A 14,576-nucleotide genomic window follows, 5' to 3' on the forward strand; every position below is an offset into this window, starting at 1 on the left:
CCACGTCCCCACCGTAGGAGACGGCACCCTGTGACCTGCCCGTGACCAGGACCGAGCCGGGGACTGACCAGGGACGACGCCCGTTCGCCGGTGTCGGGGCTCGTGCCTAGAGTGCCCCTGTGCCGCCCACCCCCAGTGTCGAGTCGACGGCCGCCGAGATGAGGGCACCCCTCAGGGCGACGGCTGAGCTGCGGACCGCCGTGTCGACGGTCCTCGAGGAGTTCCTGCACGACCAGACCGCCGTCCTGCGCGAGGTGAGCGCCGACTGCGACCCCGTCCTGGACGCGATCTCCGCCCTGCTCAGCGGGGGCAAGCGGCTGCGGCCCGCGTTCTGCTTCTGGGGTTACCGCGGTGTGGCCGACGACCTGCCGGACGAGGGTGTCGTCACCGCCGCCGCCGCCCTGGAGCTGTTCCAGGCCGCCGCGCTCATCCACGACGACGTCATGGACGACTCGGACACGCGGCGCGGTCAGCCGGCCGTGCACCGCCGGTTCGAGGCCCTGCACCGCGAGCAGGACTGGGAGGGCAGCCGGACGCGGTTCGGCCTGGCCGGGGCCGTCCTCGCCGGGGACCTGTGCCTGAGCTGGAGCGACGAGCTGTTCTCCCGCAGCGAGGTGCCGGCCGAGGCGATGCTGCGGGGCCGTCGCGTCTTCGACACGATGCGCACCCAGCTCATGGGCGGTCAGTACCTCGACATGCTGGAGCAGGCGTCCTCGACGCAGCGCGGCAGCGCCGGCGCGGTCGACCGGGCCCGGCGCGTCCTGACGTTCAAGAGCGCCAAGTACTCCATCGAGCACCCGCTGCTGCTGGGCGGTTCCCTCGCCGGCGCCTCGACCGACCTGCTGGCGGACTACTCCCGGTTCGGGCTGGCCCTGGGTGAGGCCTTCCAGCTGCGGGACGACGTGCTGGGGGTCTTCGGCGACCCGGCCGAGACGGGCAAACCGGCCGGTGACGACCTGCGCGAGGGCAAGCGGACCGTCCTGGTCGGGCTGGCCGTGCAGAACGCGACCCCCGCCCAGGCCGAGACGGTGCGCCTGCTGCTGGGGGACCCCGACCTGACGACGGAGGGTGTGGACACGTTGCGCGACGTCCTGACGGACACCGGCGCCCTGGCCGAGGTGGAGGAGCTGATCGACCAGCAGGTCGGGGTGGCGTGCGAGACCCTCGACGGCGCCGACCTCACCGAGGACGCGCGCGCGGCGTTGCACGCCCTCGTCGTGGCGGCCACGAGCAGGCGCTCGTGAGCGCCCTGCAGAACGCCCTGGACTGGCTGCCGGGCCGGACCCGGCACGTCGCGGGGCGCACCGACGACGTCGTGGTCGTGGGGGCGGGCCTGGCCGGCCTGTCCGCGGCCATGCGACTGGCCGGGGCGGGGCGCAACGTCACGGTGCTCGAGCGCGAGGACGTCCCCGGCGGCCGCGCCGGCCTGGTCGTGAAGGACGGCTACCGCTTCGACACCGGTCCGACGGTGCTGACGATGCCCGACCTCATCGCCGACTGCTTCGACGCGCTCGGCGAGGACGTGCACGACTGGCTGGACCTGCGCCCGGTGGACCCGCTGTACCGGGGGAACTTCGCCGACGGCACCGCGCTGCACGTGTCGGCGGACGTCGAGCGGACCGCGGTGGCGATCGGCGAGCTGTGCGGGCCGGGCGAGGCGGAGGGTTACCGGCGCTTCGTCGACCACGTCGCGAACCTGTACCGCTGGGAGATCCGCGACTTCATCGACAGCAACATCGACACCCCCCTGGACCTGCTCAAGCCGAACCTCGTGCGGCTGCTGGCGGCCGGGGGGTTCAAGAAGCTGGCGCCCGAGGTCGGCAAGTTCCTCAAGGACCCCCGCACCCAGCGGATGTTCTCCTTCCAGGCCCTCTACGCGGGGTTGTCGCCGTACGACGCGCTGGCGCTGTACGCGGTCATCGCCTACATGGACTCGGTCGCGGGGGTCTTCTTCCCCGCCGGCGGCATGCACGCCCTGCCGACGGCGATGGCGGCGGCCGCCGAGAAGCACGGCGTGCAGTTCCACTACGGCACCACGGTGGACCACGTCGAGCGCGAGGGCGGGCGCGCGAGCGCCGTCACGACGACCGACGGACGCCGCTTCCCGGCCGACGTCGTCGTCCTCAACCCCGACCTGCCGGTGGCGCGCGAGGAGCTCCTGGGCCGTCCGGTCCGGCGCAACCTGTCCTACTCCCCCAGCTGCTACCTGCTGCTGGCCGGCTCCTCGAAGGACTACCCGGACCCGGTGCACCACTCGATCCACTTCGGCGACGCCTGGGAGGAGGTGTTCGCCGAGCTGCTCGACGGCCGCCTCATGAGCGACCCGTCCGTGCTGGTGTCGCGCCCCACGGTCTCCGACCCGTCGCTGGCGCCCGCCGGCAAGCACATCTACTACGTCTTGTTCCCGACGCCGTCGCTGTCGGCGGGGTCATCCCCGCTGGACTGGGACCGCATCGGGCCCCGCTACCGCGAGCACGTCGTGCAGACGCTGGAACAGCGCGGGTACACCGGGTTCGCCGAGGGCGTCGAGGTCGAGGACGTGACGACCCCGGCCGACTGGGAGCGGCGCGGCATGGCCGACGGGGCGCCGTTCGCGGCGGCGCACTCCTTCCGCCAGACGGGCCCGTTCCGACCGGGCAACCTGTGGGGCGAGAACGTCGTCTTCACCGGCTCGGGCACCCAGCCCGGGGTCGGGGTGCCGATGGTCCTCGTCTCCGGCCGCCTGGCCGCCGAGCGCGTCACCGGCCGCGACCGCGCCTACCGCTCCCGCGCGTGGCGGCGCGCGTGATCCCCCGCAGCAGCGCCGTCTGCCTCGACGCCGCCGCGCAGGACGACCCGGCCCTGCTGGACCCCGACCTGCGCGAGGCGTTCGAGACGTGCCGCCTCCTGCACGCCGAGCACGGCAAGACGTACTACCTCGCCACGCTGCTCCTGCCGCCGGCCAAGCGGCCGTACGTGTGGGCGCTGTACGGGTTCGCCCGGTACGCCGACGAGTTCGTCGACTCCCTGACGGACCCGGACCCGGACGCGCTCGTGCGCTGGTCGGACGACTTCCTCGCCTCCCTCGACGTGCAGGACGCCGCCGAACCGGTGGGCCGGGCCATGGCCGCGACCATGCGGCGCTGGGACCTGCCGCGCGAGCACGTCGAGGCGTTCCTGGAGTCCATGCGGATGGACATCACGACGACCGGGTACGCCACCTACGAGGACCTGCGCCACTACGTGTACGGCTCGGCGGCCGTCATCGGGCTGGAGATGCTGCCGATCCTCGAACCGCTGACCCCGGACGCCGCGCCGCGCGCGCGTGCGCTCGGTGAGGCGTTCCAGCTGACGAACTTCGTCCGCGACGTCGGGGAGGACCTCGACCGGGGTCGCGTCTACTTCCCGGCCGAGGACCTCGACCGCTTCGGCCTGACCCGCGAGGACCTCTTCGCGGCGCGGGCCGCGGGCACGACCCCGCGGGCGGTGCGCGACCTGCTGGCGTTCGAGGCCGCCCGGACGCGCGAGCTCTACGACTACGCCGAGCCGGGGCTGGACATGGTCCACCCGACGTCCCGCGACTGCCTGCGGACGGCCTACCTGCTCTACGGCGGCATCCTCGGCGAGGTCGAGACCGCCGGCTACGACGTGCTGTCGCGGCGGGTCAAGGTCGGGGTGGGGCGGCGGCTGGCCGTCGCCGTGCCGGGCCTGGTCCGGGCGCGCTTGGCCCGCCGGGACGAGGCGCGCTGGACGACGGCGTCGTGACGGCCGGCCCTCAGAAGCTGAGGGCCTGGGCCCGCCGCCGGACCTCGGTCTTGCGGTTGGCCCGCAGGGCGTCGATGGGCGTCCCGGGCAGGGTGTCGTCGGGCGTGAAGAGCCAGGCCAGCGCCTCCACGTCGGTGTACCCCGAGTCCCCCAGGACCGACAGGGTCCCCTTGAGGTGGTTCAGCGGCCCCTCGTCGGTGACGAACGCGGCCGGTACCTGGGCGACCGAACGCTCACCGCGGCGGACGGCGACGAGCTCGCGCTCCTGCAGCCAGCGGCGCACGACGCGCTGGTCCTGGCCGGTCTGCTCGGCGATGTCGGGGACGGTCAGCCAGGCCGGGACGAGGGCGTCGAGCCCCTCGGTGCTCTTCTCCCGGGCGATGTCAGCTCTCAGCGGTGCGACCACGCCTCCAGTCTGCCGTGTCCGCGGCGGTGGGCACGAACGCAGACCCCGGCAGCGGCGCGACCGCCCGAGACCCCCGCGCGACGCGCCCGGTCACCTCCCGCGAACGGGGGCCCGCCTCCGACATCGTGGAGGTCGGTGCGCCCGGGCCGTCCGATAGGTTCAGCACGCCCCACTGGTGCACCACCTGCACCACCCGTCACGACCAGCGAGGGACGCCATGGCCGACGAGACCCCCGACACCCCGACCCAGAGCTCGCGGCGCGGCCGGTGGCTGACCGCCGCGCTGGTCGGTGCCGCCGCCCCCACCGCCCTCGTCCCGGCCGCGCACGCCGCCGCGGCCGCGGGCGAGACCGTCGTGACGGTGCGGGCCGGGGACACCGTGGGGGCCATCGCCGCCGCGCACGGCAGCACCGTCGAGGCCGTCGTGGCGGCCAACGGGCTGGGTGAGGACGCCTTCGTCGTCGAGGGTCAGCAGCTGCGCGTGCCCGGACCGCAGAGCACGGCCACGGGCGGGTCCTACACCGTGCAGGACGGCGACACCCTGTCCCACATCGCGGTGGCCCAGGGCACGACCGTCGGCGCGCTGCGCGAGGCCAACGGCCTGGCGGCCGACGGTTTCATCCGCGCCGGTCAGGAGCTGACCCTGCCCGGGGGCGGTTCACCCGCCCGCACGTCGGGCGGCGGGACCACGACGGGCGAGGGCTCCTACACCGTCCGGGCCGGTGACACGCTGTCCCACATCGCGCTGCGGACGGGGGTGAGCGTCAGCGACCTGGTGGCGCTCAACGCTCTCGACGAGACCGGTTTCATCGTCGAGGGCCAGACGCTGCGCACGGGCGGGACGGCCCGGTCCGCCGAGCCCTCCCAGCCGGCCACCCAGGCCCCCACCGTCTCCGACGCGGTGTCCGTCAACCGTGCCCGGATCCGGGCGAGCGAGCAGCCGGGCAAGGCGGAGATGCGCGAGATCATCCGCTCCACGGCCGTGCGCCTGGGGGTGGACCCCTCCCTGGCCCTCGCGATCGGGATGCAGGAGTCCGGCTTCCAGATGAAGGTCGTCTCCCACGCCAACGCGATCGGCGCCATGCAGGTCATCCCGAGCTCCGGGGAGTGGGCCTCGGACCTGCTCGGGGAGCCGATCGACCTCTTCGACGCCCGCGACAACGCCAAGGCCGGGGTCGCGATCCTGCGCACCCTCGTGGCGAACAACCCGCCGGACGTGGCGATCGCGTCCTACTACCAGGGTCAGGCGTCCGTCCGGTCCCGCGGGATGTACGACGACACGCGCCGCTACGTGGCGAACGTCCAGACGCTGCAGGCGCGCTTCCGCTGAGTCGTTCGCCGGATCGGGCGCGGAGTCGACCTAGACTCGCTGACCGTGGACGCGACCCTCTCCGACCCGCTCGTCGGACGACGCCTGGACGGTCGGTACCACGTCCTGGGGCGCGTCGGGCGCGGGGGCATGGGGGTCGTCTACCGGGCCGAGGACGAGCGGCTCGACCGCGCCGTCGCCCTGAAGGTGCTGCGCGCCGACCTCGCCCACGACCCGACCGCGCGCTCCCGGTTCGTGCGCGAGGCCAAGTCCGCCGCCCGCCTGACGCACCCGGGCATCGTGGCCGTCCTGGACCAGGGCGTCGACCACGAGGGCGGCACGGAGACGGCCTACCTGGTCATGGAGCTCGTCGACGGCCGCACGCTGCGCGACGTCGTCCTCGACAAGGGCGCCCTGACTCCCGGTGAGGCCCTGGGCGTGACGGCGGACGTCCTCGACGCGCTCGCCGAGGCGCACCGCAAGGGCGTCCTGCACCGCGACGTCAAGACGGCCAACGTCCTCGTCGCCGACGACGGGCGGGTCAAGGTCGCCGACTTCGGCCTGGCCCGGGCGGCCTCGACGGGCGGGCAGAGCACCACCGTCGGCATGGGCGACCTCATGGGCACCGCCGAGTACCTGGCCCCCGAGCAGCTGGAGGCGGGCGAGCCGGACGCGCGCAGCGACGTCTACGGCGTCGGCGTCATGCTCTACGAGATGCTCACCGGCGCCCCGCCGTTCACCGGGGACAGCCCCTTCACGATCGCCTACAAGCACGTCCACGAGCCGGTCCCGCCGCCGTCGGCGAAGGCGCCGGGACTGCCGAAGGCGCTCGACGCGCTCGTGCTCGACGCCCTCGCCAAGGACCCCGACGAACGCCCCGCCGACGCCGGGGAGATGCTCGAGCAGCTGCGGGCCGTGCGGTCCTCGCTGACCCCCCAGCAGCTCGGCGCCCGTGCCCCCCGGCCCGCGGCACCGGCCGCGCCGGGCAGCACGACCCGCATCGGGACCGTCGCCACGGGCACGACGAGCACGACGGGCACGGCGGACGACGGGGCCGCCCCGGAGGGCCACCGGTCCCGCCGCGGCCTGCTGGTCGGGATCGTGCTGCTCGTCCTGGCCCTCGTCGCGGGCCTCTCCTGGTACTCCCTGGCCGGTCCCGGCGCCTACACGACGACGCCCGCCGTGGCCGGGAAGTCGCCGCAGGAGGCGCAGTCGATCCTGCAGGCGGCCGGGCTCGACGTGACCGAGGAGCAGGGGTTCAGCGACACCGTCCCCGCCGGGCTCGTCGCCGCCAGCGATCCCGGCGAGGGTGAGCGCGTCCGCAAGGACGGCACCGTGACGCTCGTCGTCAGCCGCGGGATCGAGCAGTTCCCCGTGCCGGACGTCGTGCGGGCCCCCCGGTCCGCCGCCGAGGACCGGCTCCGCGAGACGGGGCTGGCCGTCGGCGCGATCAGCCAGGAGTTCAGCGAGGACGTGCCGGAAGGCGCCGTCATCCGCGCCGACCCCACCGTCGGGCAGGTCGTGGACCACGACACGCCCGTCGCTCTGGTCGTGTCCCGGGGCCGGGAGCCCATCGAGGTGCCGGACGTGGTCGACCAGCCGCAGGACGCGGCGACCACGGCGATCACCGACCGGGGCCTGGCCGTCGGGTCCGTCGACCAGCAGGTCAGCGAGACCGTGCCGAAGGGGCAGGTCATCTCCCAGACCCCCGCCGACGGCACCCTCTTCCGCGGCGACGCCGTCGAGCTCGTCGTGTCCTCCGGCCCGCCGCTCGTGCCGGTGCCCGAGGTCCAGGGCAAGAACGTCGACGCGGTGACCCAGCAGCTGCAGGGGTTGGGTTTCCAGGTGGCGCGCAACAACATCCTCGGCGGTGTCTTCGGCACCGTGCGCAGCAGCGACCCCGCCGCCGGGCAGCGCGTCCCCAAGGGCTCGACCATCACCCTGACCGTGGTCTGACCCACCGGCGCACGAAGGGCCCGGGACCGCGCGGTCCCGGGCCCTCCGTCGTCTCGGCCGGTCAGCGCTGCGAGAGCATCTCCGCCGCGAGGAACGCCAGCTCCAGGGACTGCTGGTGGTTCAGCCGCGGGTCGCACAGCGACTCGTAGCGGGTCGCCAGGGCCGCGTCGTCGATGTCGAACGCGCCACCGAGGCACTCGGTGACGTCGTCGCCCGTGAGCTCCACGTGCAGGCCGCCAGGCACGGTGCCCAACGCGCGGTGCACCTCGAAGAACCCGCGCACCTCGTCCACGACGTCGTCGAACCGGCGCGTCTTGTACCCGCTGGTCGAGGTGATCGTGTTGCCGTGCATGGGGTCGCAGACCCACGTGACCTGCGCCCCGGCGCGGGTGACGCCCTCGACGAGCGCGGGCAGCGCCTCGCGGATCGTCGAGGCCCCCATGCGCGTGATGAAGGTCAGCCGGCCCGGCTCGCGGTACGGGTCGACCTTCTCGACGAGCGCGAGAGCGTCCTCGACGGACGTCTTCGGGCCCAGCTTGATGCCGACGGGGTTGCGGATCCTCGCCGCGAAGTCCACGTGCGCGCCGTCGAGCTGACGGGTGCGCTCCCCGATCCACACCATGTGCGCGGAGACGTCGTAGGGACCGCCCTGGCGCACGTCGCTGCCGACGGGCTCGCTCAGCGGCGGTTCCTCGTCCAGGGTGCGGGTCAACGGCCGCTCGTAGTCGAGCAGCAGGGCCTCGTGGCTGGCGAAGAAGTCGACCGACTTGAGGGCGTCGAAGTCCGCACCGCAGGCGATCATGAACTTCATGGCCTTGTCGATGTCGCGCGCCAGCGCCTCGTACTCCTGGTTGGCCGCCGTCGCCGCGAAGCCGCGGTTCCACTCGTGGACCTTGCGCAGGTCCGCGTAGCCGCCGGTGGTGAAGGCGCGGATGAGGTTCAGCGTCGCCGAGGACGTGTGGTAGGCGCGCAGCAGCCGCTGCGGGTCCGGGATCCGCGCCTGCGGGGTGAAGGCGTAGTCGTTGACGGCGTCCCCGCGGTAGGCCGGCAACGTGACCCCGTCGCGCGTCTCGTCGTTGCTGGAGCGCGGCTTGGAGAACTGCCCGGCCATCCGGCCGACCTTGATCACCGGCAGGCTCGCGCCGTAGGTGAGGACGGCCGACATCTGCAGCATCGTCTTGAGCCGGCGGCGGATGCCGTCGGCCGTCGCACCGGCGAACGTCTCGGCGCAGTCCCCGCCCTGGAGCAGGAACGCCTCGCCGCGGGCCGCCTCGGCCAGCTGCGCGCGCAGCTGGTCGGCCTCCCCGGCGAACACGAGGGGCGGGTACGACGCGAGTTCCGCCTGCACCTCGGCCAGCGCGGCGGCGTCCGGCCACTGCGGCTGCTGGGCGGCGGGCAGGTCCGGCCAGCTGGTGCTGGACTGACCCGGGATCGAGCTCGGGGCGGTCGTCGCGGTCGTGTGCGTGCTCACGCGGGCCAGTGTCGCACCCCGGTGCCCCCGCGGGCGCCGGAGTTCACCAGCGCAGGCCCGCCGTCTCCGCGCGCCGGCTCTCGGGAACCGTTCGCAGGACGCCGGTCGCGTCGGCGAGCGGCACCTGCACCACGTCGACCCCGCGCAGCGAGGCCATGGTCCCCAGGTCCCCCGCGGCCAGGGCCTCGATCGCGGACAGCCCGAACCGCGTCGCGAGGACGCGGTCGGCGGCCGACGGCGTCCCGCCGCGCAGCAGGTGCCCCAGGACCGTGACGCGCGTGGACAGCCCCGGCACCCGTGCGGCGACCTCGTGCTCCAGGGCCTGGCCCGCGCCGCCGAGCTGGACGTGTCCGAAGGCGTCCCGCGGTGCGTTCCTGACGGCCTCGTCGCCGTGCACCCTGGCGCCCTCGCTGACGACGACGAGCGGCGCCTCGCCGCGGGCCAGCACCTCGCGCAGCGTCGCGCCCACGGCGTCGAGGTCGACGTCCTCCTCGGGCAGCAGCGTGACGTGGGCGCCCGCGGCCATCCCGGTGTGCAGCGCGATCCAGCCGGCGTGCCGGCCCATGACCTCCACGATCATCGCCCGGTGGTGGCTGGCGCCCGTCGTCCGCAGGCGGTCGCACGCGTCGACCGCGGTCTGGACGGCGGTGTCGAAGCCGAAGGTCGCGTCGGTGGCCGACAGGTCGTCGTCGATGGTCTTGGGCGCACCGACGACGGGGACCCCCGCCTCGTGCAGCGCCGTCGCGACGCCGAGGGTGTCCTCCCCGCCGATGGCCAGCAGCGCGTCGACGCCCAACGCCGCCAGCTGCTCCTGCACCCGGGCCACGCCCTGCTCGGCGCCGCCCTCGAACGGGTTGGTCCGCGACGAGCCCAGGACCGTCCCGCCCAGGCCCAGCAGCGGCCGGACGGCGGCCTCGTCCAGGGGGACCGTCTCGCCGTCCAGCACGCCCCGCCAGCCGTCGAGGAACCCGACGAACCCCATGCCGTGACGCTGCGTCCCCGCGATGACCGCCGCACGCACGACCGCGTTCAGACCGGGGCAGTCGCCGCCCCCGGTGAGGATCCCCACCCGCATCCTGGACTCCACTCCCCGGCGTCCTCGCCGGCGTGCCGCACCCTCGGACGACCCTGGACGGGCAGCACTCTGCCACCGCGCGGTCAGCGCGGCGCGGCACCCCCGCCCGGCGCGTCGCCGCCCGGCCCCCCGGCGCGCGGCGCCTGCCCGGCCGGGGCCGCGCGCCCGCCCGGCCCGCCGGAGGACGGCGTCGCCGGTGCGGGGACGCCGGTCCCCCTCGACAGCTCGGCGCGCAGGCGGCTGCGCTCGGCGTAGACGTCGACGTACTCCTGGTGCGACAGGGCCTGGACGGCCGCCATGACCTCGTCGGTGACCGAGCGCACGACGAGCTGGTCGTCCGCGCGGCCGGCGTAGCGGGAGAAGTCCAGCGGCTCACCGATGACGACCCCGACGCGGCGCACCTTGGGCAGCACCCGGCCCGTCGGCAGCAGGTCCTCGGTGCCGACCATCGCGACCGGCAGCACGGGTGCCCCGGAGGCCAGGGCGATGCGGGCCACCCCCGTGCGCCCGCGGTAGAGGCGCCCGTCCGGTGAGCGCGTCCCCTCGGGGTAGATCCCGAACAGCTCGCCCCCGCGCAGGACCGAGACCGCGCTGTCGATCGCGGCCGAGGACGCCCGTCCCCCCGACCGGTCCACGGGCAGCTGCCCGATGCCGTGCAGGAGACCGGCCGTCAGGCGGCCCTTGAGGCCCGTGCCCCGGAAGAGGTCGGCCTTGGCGATGAAGGTGACGCGGCGGCGCACCACCGTCGGCAGCAGCACGGTGTCGGCGGCCGACAGGTGGTTGCTCGCCAGGATCGCCGGACCGGAGGCCGGGACGTGCTCGAGACCGCGCACCCACGGCCGGAAGACGGCGGTGACCAGCGGTTCGGCGACGAGGAGCTTGATCGGCCAGTACAGGACCGGGAACCGGGGCACCTCCGGAACGCTACCGGTGGGCACACCGGCGCCGCGGCGACCTCGACCGGTCCGGGCCCGGCGTGACACGATGAACTCGTGGCCCGCACCCCGGACGACGGATCCGGCCCCCTCGACGTCGACGCGGCGTTCGCCGAGATCGTCGCGCACTGGGGGGACGACGTCACGGCTCCGGAGCGGCCCGACGACACCCAGCGCCCCGACCCCCGCGACGACGTCGAAGACGGCGCCGCGCCGACGGACCCGGCCGCCGAGACGCCCGCGGACGAGCAGACCGCGGACGAGCAGACCGCGCCGCCGGAGCCGGACGAGGACCGCACCCCCCGGCACCGCGCCGCGGAGGAGGCCGGCGAGGGCACGGAGGACCGCGGCCGGCTCGTGCGGCCCGCGGCCCCGCTGCCGCCGCCCCCGCGCGAGGACGTCCCGCCCCCGGAGTGGTTCGCGACCCCCCGCCAGCGCGACGACGAGCCGGCCGAGCTGCGCGCGTTGGGCGAGGAGCGCTTCGTCCCGGCCGAGCCCGCCCCGCTGCCGCGCGACGTCGTCGGCTGGGCCGCCTGGATCGCCGTCGTCGGCGCTCCCCTGTTCCTCCTCGTGGTCGCGCTGGGGTGGAAGGACGTGCCCCAGGTCATGACGGCGATCACCGCGGCCGTGTTCGTGGCCGGCTTCGCGACCCTCGTCATCCGGCTGCCCGGCAGCCGCGACGACGACGATGACGACGGTGCCGTCGTCTGAGACCCGGCGTCCGCCTCCTCAGCGGGGTCCGGCGGGCACGAGCAGGTCCGCGACGACGGGCAGGTGGTCGCTGGCTCCCGGGTGGTCGGCCGGGGTGCGCACCTGCAGGACCGACAGCTGACGGTCGGCCAGCAGCACGTCCAGCCGGCGGCGCGGGGCCCGGGCGGGGAACGTCGGCGCCGCGGCGCCGGCGGCCTGCGCGACGTCCACGAGCACGGTGGACAACCGCTGGTGGACCGGCCCACCGGGTTCCTCGTTGAGATCGCCCGCGAGGACCGTGGGCGCGTCGCGCCAGCCGGTGAGCGGGCCGTCGACGGCGGCGCCGGGCACGAGCCGGGACAGGTGGTCGAACCGTTCCCCCGCCTCGAGGCCGAGGTGGACGCTGCGCACCAGCACCGCCGCCGACCAGCCGCCGGCCAGCGGCACCCGCACGACGGCCTCGGCCGTGCCGCGACGGCGGACCGGCCTCCACCCGCGACGGCACGGGGTCGGCAGGGCGCGGACCCCGGCGGCGCGGACGTCGACGCGCGTGGCCGTCAGCACGGCGGTGCCGGCACCTCCCGGCCCGGCGGCGGCGACCCACAGCCCCGTGTCGGCCGCCAGGACACCCAGGCGGTGCCGGGCCAGGACGTGGGTGGGCACCTCCTGCAGGCACACGACGTCGGGGGTGAGCCCGCGCAGGAGCTCGCGGACGGCGACGGTGTCGTCGAGCAGCTCCCGGACGTTGAAGGTGGCGACCCGCAGCCGGGCCGCGGCCCGTCCACCGGCCGACGGGGTGGCGCTCACCCCCAGCCGCGCGAGAGGTCCGCGGCCCCCACCAGGCCGGCGGCCGGACCCAGGCTCGCGCGCACGACGGTCAGCTCGGGCCGGAAGCCGCGCCCGGTGAGCGTGCGCCGGTAGGCCTCGCGGCACGGACCGAGCAGCAGCTCGTCGGCGTCGGAGACCCCGCCGCCGATGACGACGGTGCCCGGGTCGAGGGCGGCGGCCAGGTTGGCGACGCCGATCCCCAGCCAGCGGCCGACGTCCTCGAAGAGCTCGACGGCGGCCGGGTCCCCGGCACGGGCGGCGTCGGTGACCATCGGGCCGTTGATGGCCTCGGGGTTGCCGCCGGCGAGGTCGAGGAGGTGGTGGGCCACGGGCGAGTTCGACCGGGCCAGCTCGCGGGCCTCCCGGACGAGGGCGTTGCCGGAGGCGTACTGCTCCCAGCAACCGCGGTTGCCGCACTCGCAGCGGTGCCCCCCGGGGACGACGATCATGTGCCCGAACTCGCCGGCGATGCCGTAGCGCCCCCGCACGACGCGGCCCTGGGTGACGATCCCGCCGCCGATGCCGGTGCCCATCGTCACGCACACGAGCCGGGACTCCCCCCGGCCGGCGCCGAAGCGGTACTCGGCCCAGGCGGCGGCGTTGGCGTCGTTCTCCACGACGGTCCGCCGCCCCACGCGCCGGCCGAGCCGGGTGCGGACGCGGCGTTCGACGGCCTCGCGCAGCGGCTCGTTGCGCCAGGCCAGGTGCGGGGCGAAGAGGACGTTGGCGCGCTCGGCGTCGACGAAGCCGGCCGCACCGATGCCGACGGAGACGATGTCGTGGTGGGCGGCGAGCTCCTCGACGACCTCGGCGATGGTGTCCTCCACGCCCTGCGGGCTCGTCGTGGGGGTCTCCCGGCGCAGCTGCGCGACGACGCGGCCCTCCCCGTCCACGACGCCCGCGGCGACCTTCGTCCCCCCGATGTCGACCCCGACGGCGGGACCGTCCCCGATGAAGACGCGGCGCGTCTGCTGCCGCAACCGCTGCTGCAGCGCCACCCGGCGGGGGTCGGGCGCGCGCCGGCGACGCGGGGTGCGGGGTGCGCGGGGGGTGGCCATGCGGTCTCCCGGGATCGTGGGGTGGCCGGAGCTCAGACGCGGGCGAGGTCGGCGGCGCCGATGATCCCGGCGTCGTTGCCCTTGGTCGCGGTGCGCAGCGGCGGCGGCTCCCGGTGGGTCCGGCCGGGCAGGTTCGCGGCCAGGCTGACCCGCGCCGGGCCGAGCAGCAGGTCACCGGCGCTCGAGACACCGCCGCCGATGACGACGACCTCCGGGTCCAGGACGGCGACGAAGCTCGCCACGGCCTCGCCGAGCCAGCGACCGACGTCGGCCAGCAGCCGCGCGCACCCGGGGTCGCCGGCCTGGGCGAGACGGGTGACGACGGGACCGGTCACGGCCTCGGGGTCACCCCCGACGGCCGCCAGCAGCGGCGCACCGCCCGGGTCCCCCGAGAGCAGCAGGTCGCGCGCGTCGCGCACGAGGGCGTTGCCCGCCACGTACTGCTCCCAGCAGCCGGAGTTCCCGCAGCCGCACGCGCGACCACCGGGGACGGCGCGGACGTGGCCCAGCTCGGCCGCGGCCCCGTTGGCCCCGCGCTGCAGGACACCGCCGGTGACGATGCCGCCGCCGAGCCCGGTCCCGAGGGTGAGCATGACGAGGTCGTCGACGGCGTTGCCGTGCTCGTCGAGACCGCCGCCGAAGCGGTACTCGGCCCAGGCGGCGGCGTTGGCGTCGTTCTCGACGACGACGGGCGCGTCGATCCGCGCCTCGAGGTGGTCGGCCAGCGGTTCGTCCCGCCAGGCCAGGTTCGGGGCGAAGACGACCTGCCGGCGCGCGGCGTCGACGAAACCCGCGGCCGCGACGCCGACCGGGCCGAAGACGTGGGTGGTGCGCAGCTCCGCGACGGCGTCGGCGACGGCGTCGGCGATGGCCGAGGGGTGCGAGGCGGGGGTCTCCCGACGGGTCTGGACGAGGATCTCGCCGCGGTGGTCGACGACCCCGGCCGCGATCTTGGTGCCGCCGATGTCGACACCCACCGCGTGGGGCACGGCGTGGGGGACGGGGTTCTGGGCTGCCAGCTCGACCATGCCGGTGCGGTTCTCCCTGCGACGTCGGCCCCGCGGCGCAGGGCGGCCACGCGGACGCGGGCCCGCCAGAGGTTAC

General features: G+C 75.3%; 13 protein-coding genes. 6 read left to right on the forward strand and 7 right to left on the reverse strand.

Translation table 11 applies throughout. From position 1 onward, the window contains the following. Positions 1-158 precede the first annotated feature (158 nt). The 3 genes from AB2L28_RS00535 to AB2L28_RS00545 are packed head-to-tail and all read left to right on the forward strand — an operon-like array spanning position 159 to position 3,744. Positions 159-1,244: a polyprenyl synthetase family protein gene (locus tag AB2L28_RS00535; protein ID WP_370717247.1), complete on the forward strand. Its 1,086-nt coding sequence runs from the start codon at positions 159-161 to the stop codon at positions 1,242-1,244. Continuing rightward, the gene (gene crtI / locus AB2L28_RS00540; RefSeq protein ID WP_370716773.1) at positions 1,241-2,788 is read left to right on the forward strand and encodes a phytoene desaturase family protein; all 1,548 of its coding nucleotides are present in this window, start codon (positions 1,241-1,243) and stop codon (positions 2,786-2,788) included. Before AB2L28_RS00535 ends, crtI begins: the two co-directional genes overlap by 4 nt. Continuing rightward, positions 2,785-3,744, forward strand: coding sequence for a phytoene/squalene synthase family protein (locus AB2L28_RS00545; RefSeq protein ID WP_370716774.1), 960 nt, complete (start codon positions 2,785-2,787; stop codon positions 3,742-3,744). Before crtI ends, AB2L28_RS00545 begins: the two co-directional genes overlap by 4 nt. A 10-nt stretch (positions 3,745-3,754) precedes the next feature. Here AB2L28_RS00545 and AB2L28_RS00550 read toward each other — a convergent pair whose 3' ends face one another. Then, complete coding sequence (locus AB2L28_RS00550; protein ID WP_370716775.1) at positions 3,755-4,150, reverse strand: Rv2175c family DNA-binding protein; 396 nt, start codon at positions 4,148-4,150, stop codon at positions 3,755-3,757. 217 nt (positions 4,151-4,367) lie between these two features. Here AB2L28_RS00550 and AB2L28_RS00555 point away from each other — a divergent pair, with 217 nt between their 5' ends. Then, positions 4,368-5,480 (forward strand): LysM peptidoglycan-binding domain-containing protein, encoded by a 1,113-nt coding sequence (locus AB2L28_RS00555; RefSeq protein WP_370716776.1) that lies wholly within the window; start codon positions 4,368-4,370, stop codon positions 5,478-5,480. Positions 5,481-5,525: 45 nt separating this feature from the next. Continuing rightward, entirely contained in the window at positions 5,526-7,415 is a 1,890-nt protein-coding gene (gene pknB, locus AB2L28_RS00560) for a Stk1 family PASTA domain-containing Ser/Thr kinase (protein WP_370716777.1), read from the forward strand. Positions 7,416-7,476: 61 nt separating this feature from the next. Here the strand turns inward: pknB and AB2L28_RS00565 are convergent, their stop codons facing one another. From AB2L28_RS00565 to AB2L28_RS00575, 3 genes are all read right to left on the reverse strand, one after another. After that, positions 7,477-8,847, reverse strand: a complete 1,371-nt coding sequence (locus tag AB2L28_RS00565) for a class II 3-deoxy-7-phosphoheptulonate synthase (protein WP_370717248.1) — start codon at positions 8,845-8,847, stop codon at positions 7,477-7,479. Between the two features lie 82 nt (positions 8,848-8,929). Next, positions 8,930-9,961, reverse strand: coding sequence for a 6-phosphofructokinase (locus AB2L28_RS00570; protein ID WP_370717249.1), 1,032 nt, complete (start codon positions 9,959-9,961; stop codon positions 8,930-8,932). A gap of 83 nt (positions 9,962-10,044) precedes the next feature. After that, positions 10,045-10,875 carry a lysophospholipid acyltransferase family protein gene (locus AB2L28_RS00575; RefSeq protein ID WP_370716778.1) on the reverse strand — a complete coding sequence of 277 codons (831 nt, stop codon included), beginning with the start codon at positions 10,873-10,875 and terminating at the stop codon, positions 10,045-10,047. 78 nt (positions 10,876-10,953) lie between these two features. Between AB2L28_RS00575 and AB2L28_RS00580 the strand changes: the two genes are divergently transcribed. Continuing rightward, positions 10,954-11,607 carry a hypothetical protein gene (locus AB2L28_RS00580; RefSeq protein ID WP_370716779.1) on the forward strand — a complete coding sequence of 218 codons (654 nt, stop codon included), beginning with the start codon at positions 10,954-10,956 and terminating at the stop codon, positions 11,605-11,607. Between the two features lie 18 nt (positions 11,608-11,625). Here the strand turns inward: AB2L28_RS00580 and AB2L28_RS00585 are convergent, their stop codons facing one another. From AB2L28_RS00585 to AB2L28_RS00595, 3 genes are read right to left on the reverse strand one after another with little or no spacing between them, the layout of a single operon-like run. After that, entirely contained in the window at positions 11,626-12,393 is a 768-nt protein-coding gene (locus AB2L28_RS00585; protein ID WP_370716780.1) for an endonuclease/exonuclease/phosphatase family protein, read from the reverse strand. After that, positions 12,390-13,472: an ROK family glucokinase gene (locus AB2L28_RS00590; protein ID WP_370716781.1), complete on the reverse strand. Its 1,083-nt coding sequence runs from the start codon at positions 13,470-13,472 to the stop codon at positions 12,390-12,392. The genes AB2L28_RS00585 and AB2L28_RS00590 overlap by 4 nt, the downstream gene beginning before the upstream one ends. Before the next feature lie 32 nt (positions 13,473-13,504). After that, positions 13,505-14,500, reverse strand: a complete 996-nt coding sequence (locus AB2L28_RS00595; protein WP_370716782.1) for an ROK family glucokinase — start codon at positions 14,498-14,500, stop codon at positions 13,505-13,507. Between the last annotated feature and the right edge of the window lie 76 nt (positions 14,501-14,576).

This window comes from Kineococcus mangrovi, from assembly GCF_041320705.1.
Lineage (GTDB): Bacteria > Actinomycetota > Actinomycetes > Actinomycetales > Kineococcaceae > Kineococcus > Kineococcus mangrovi.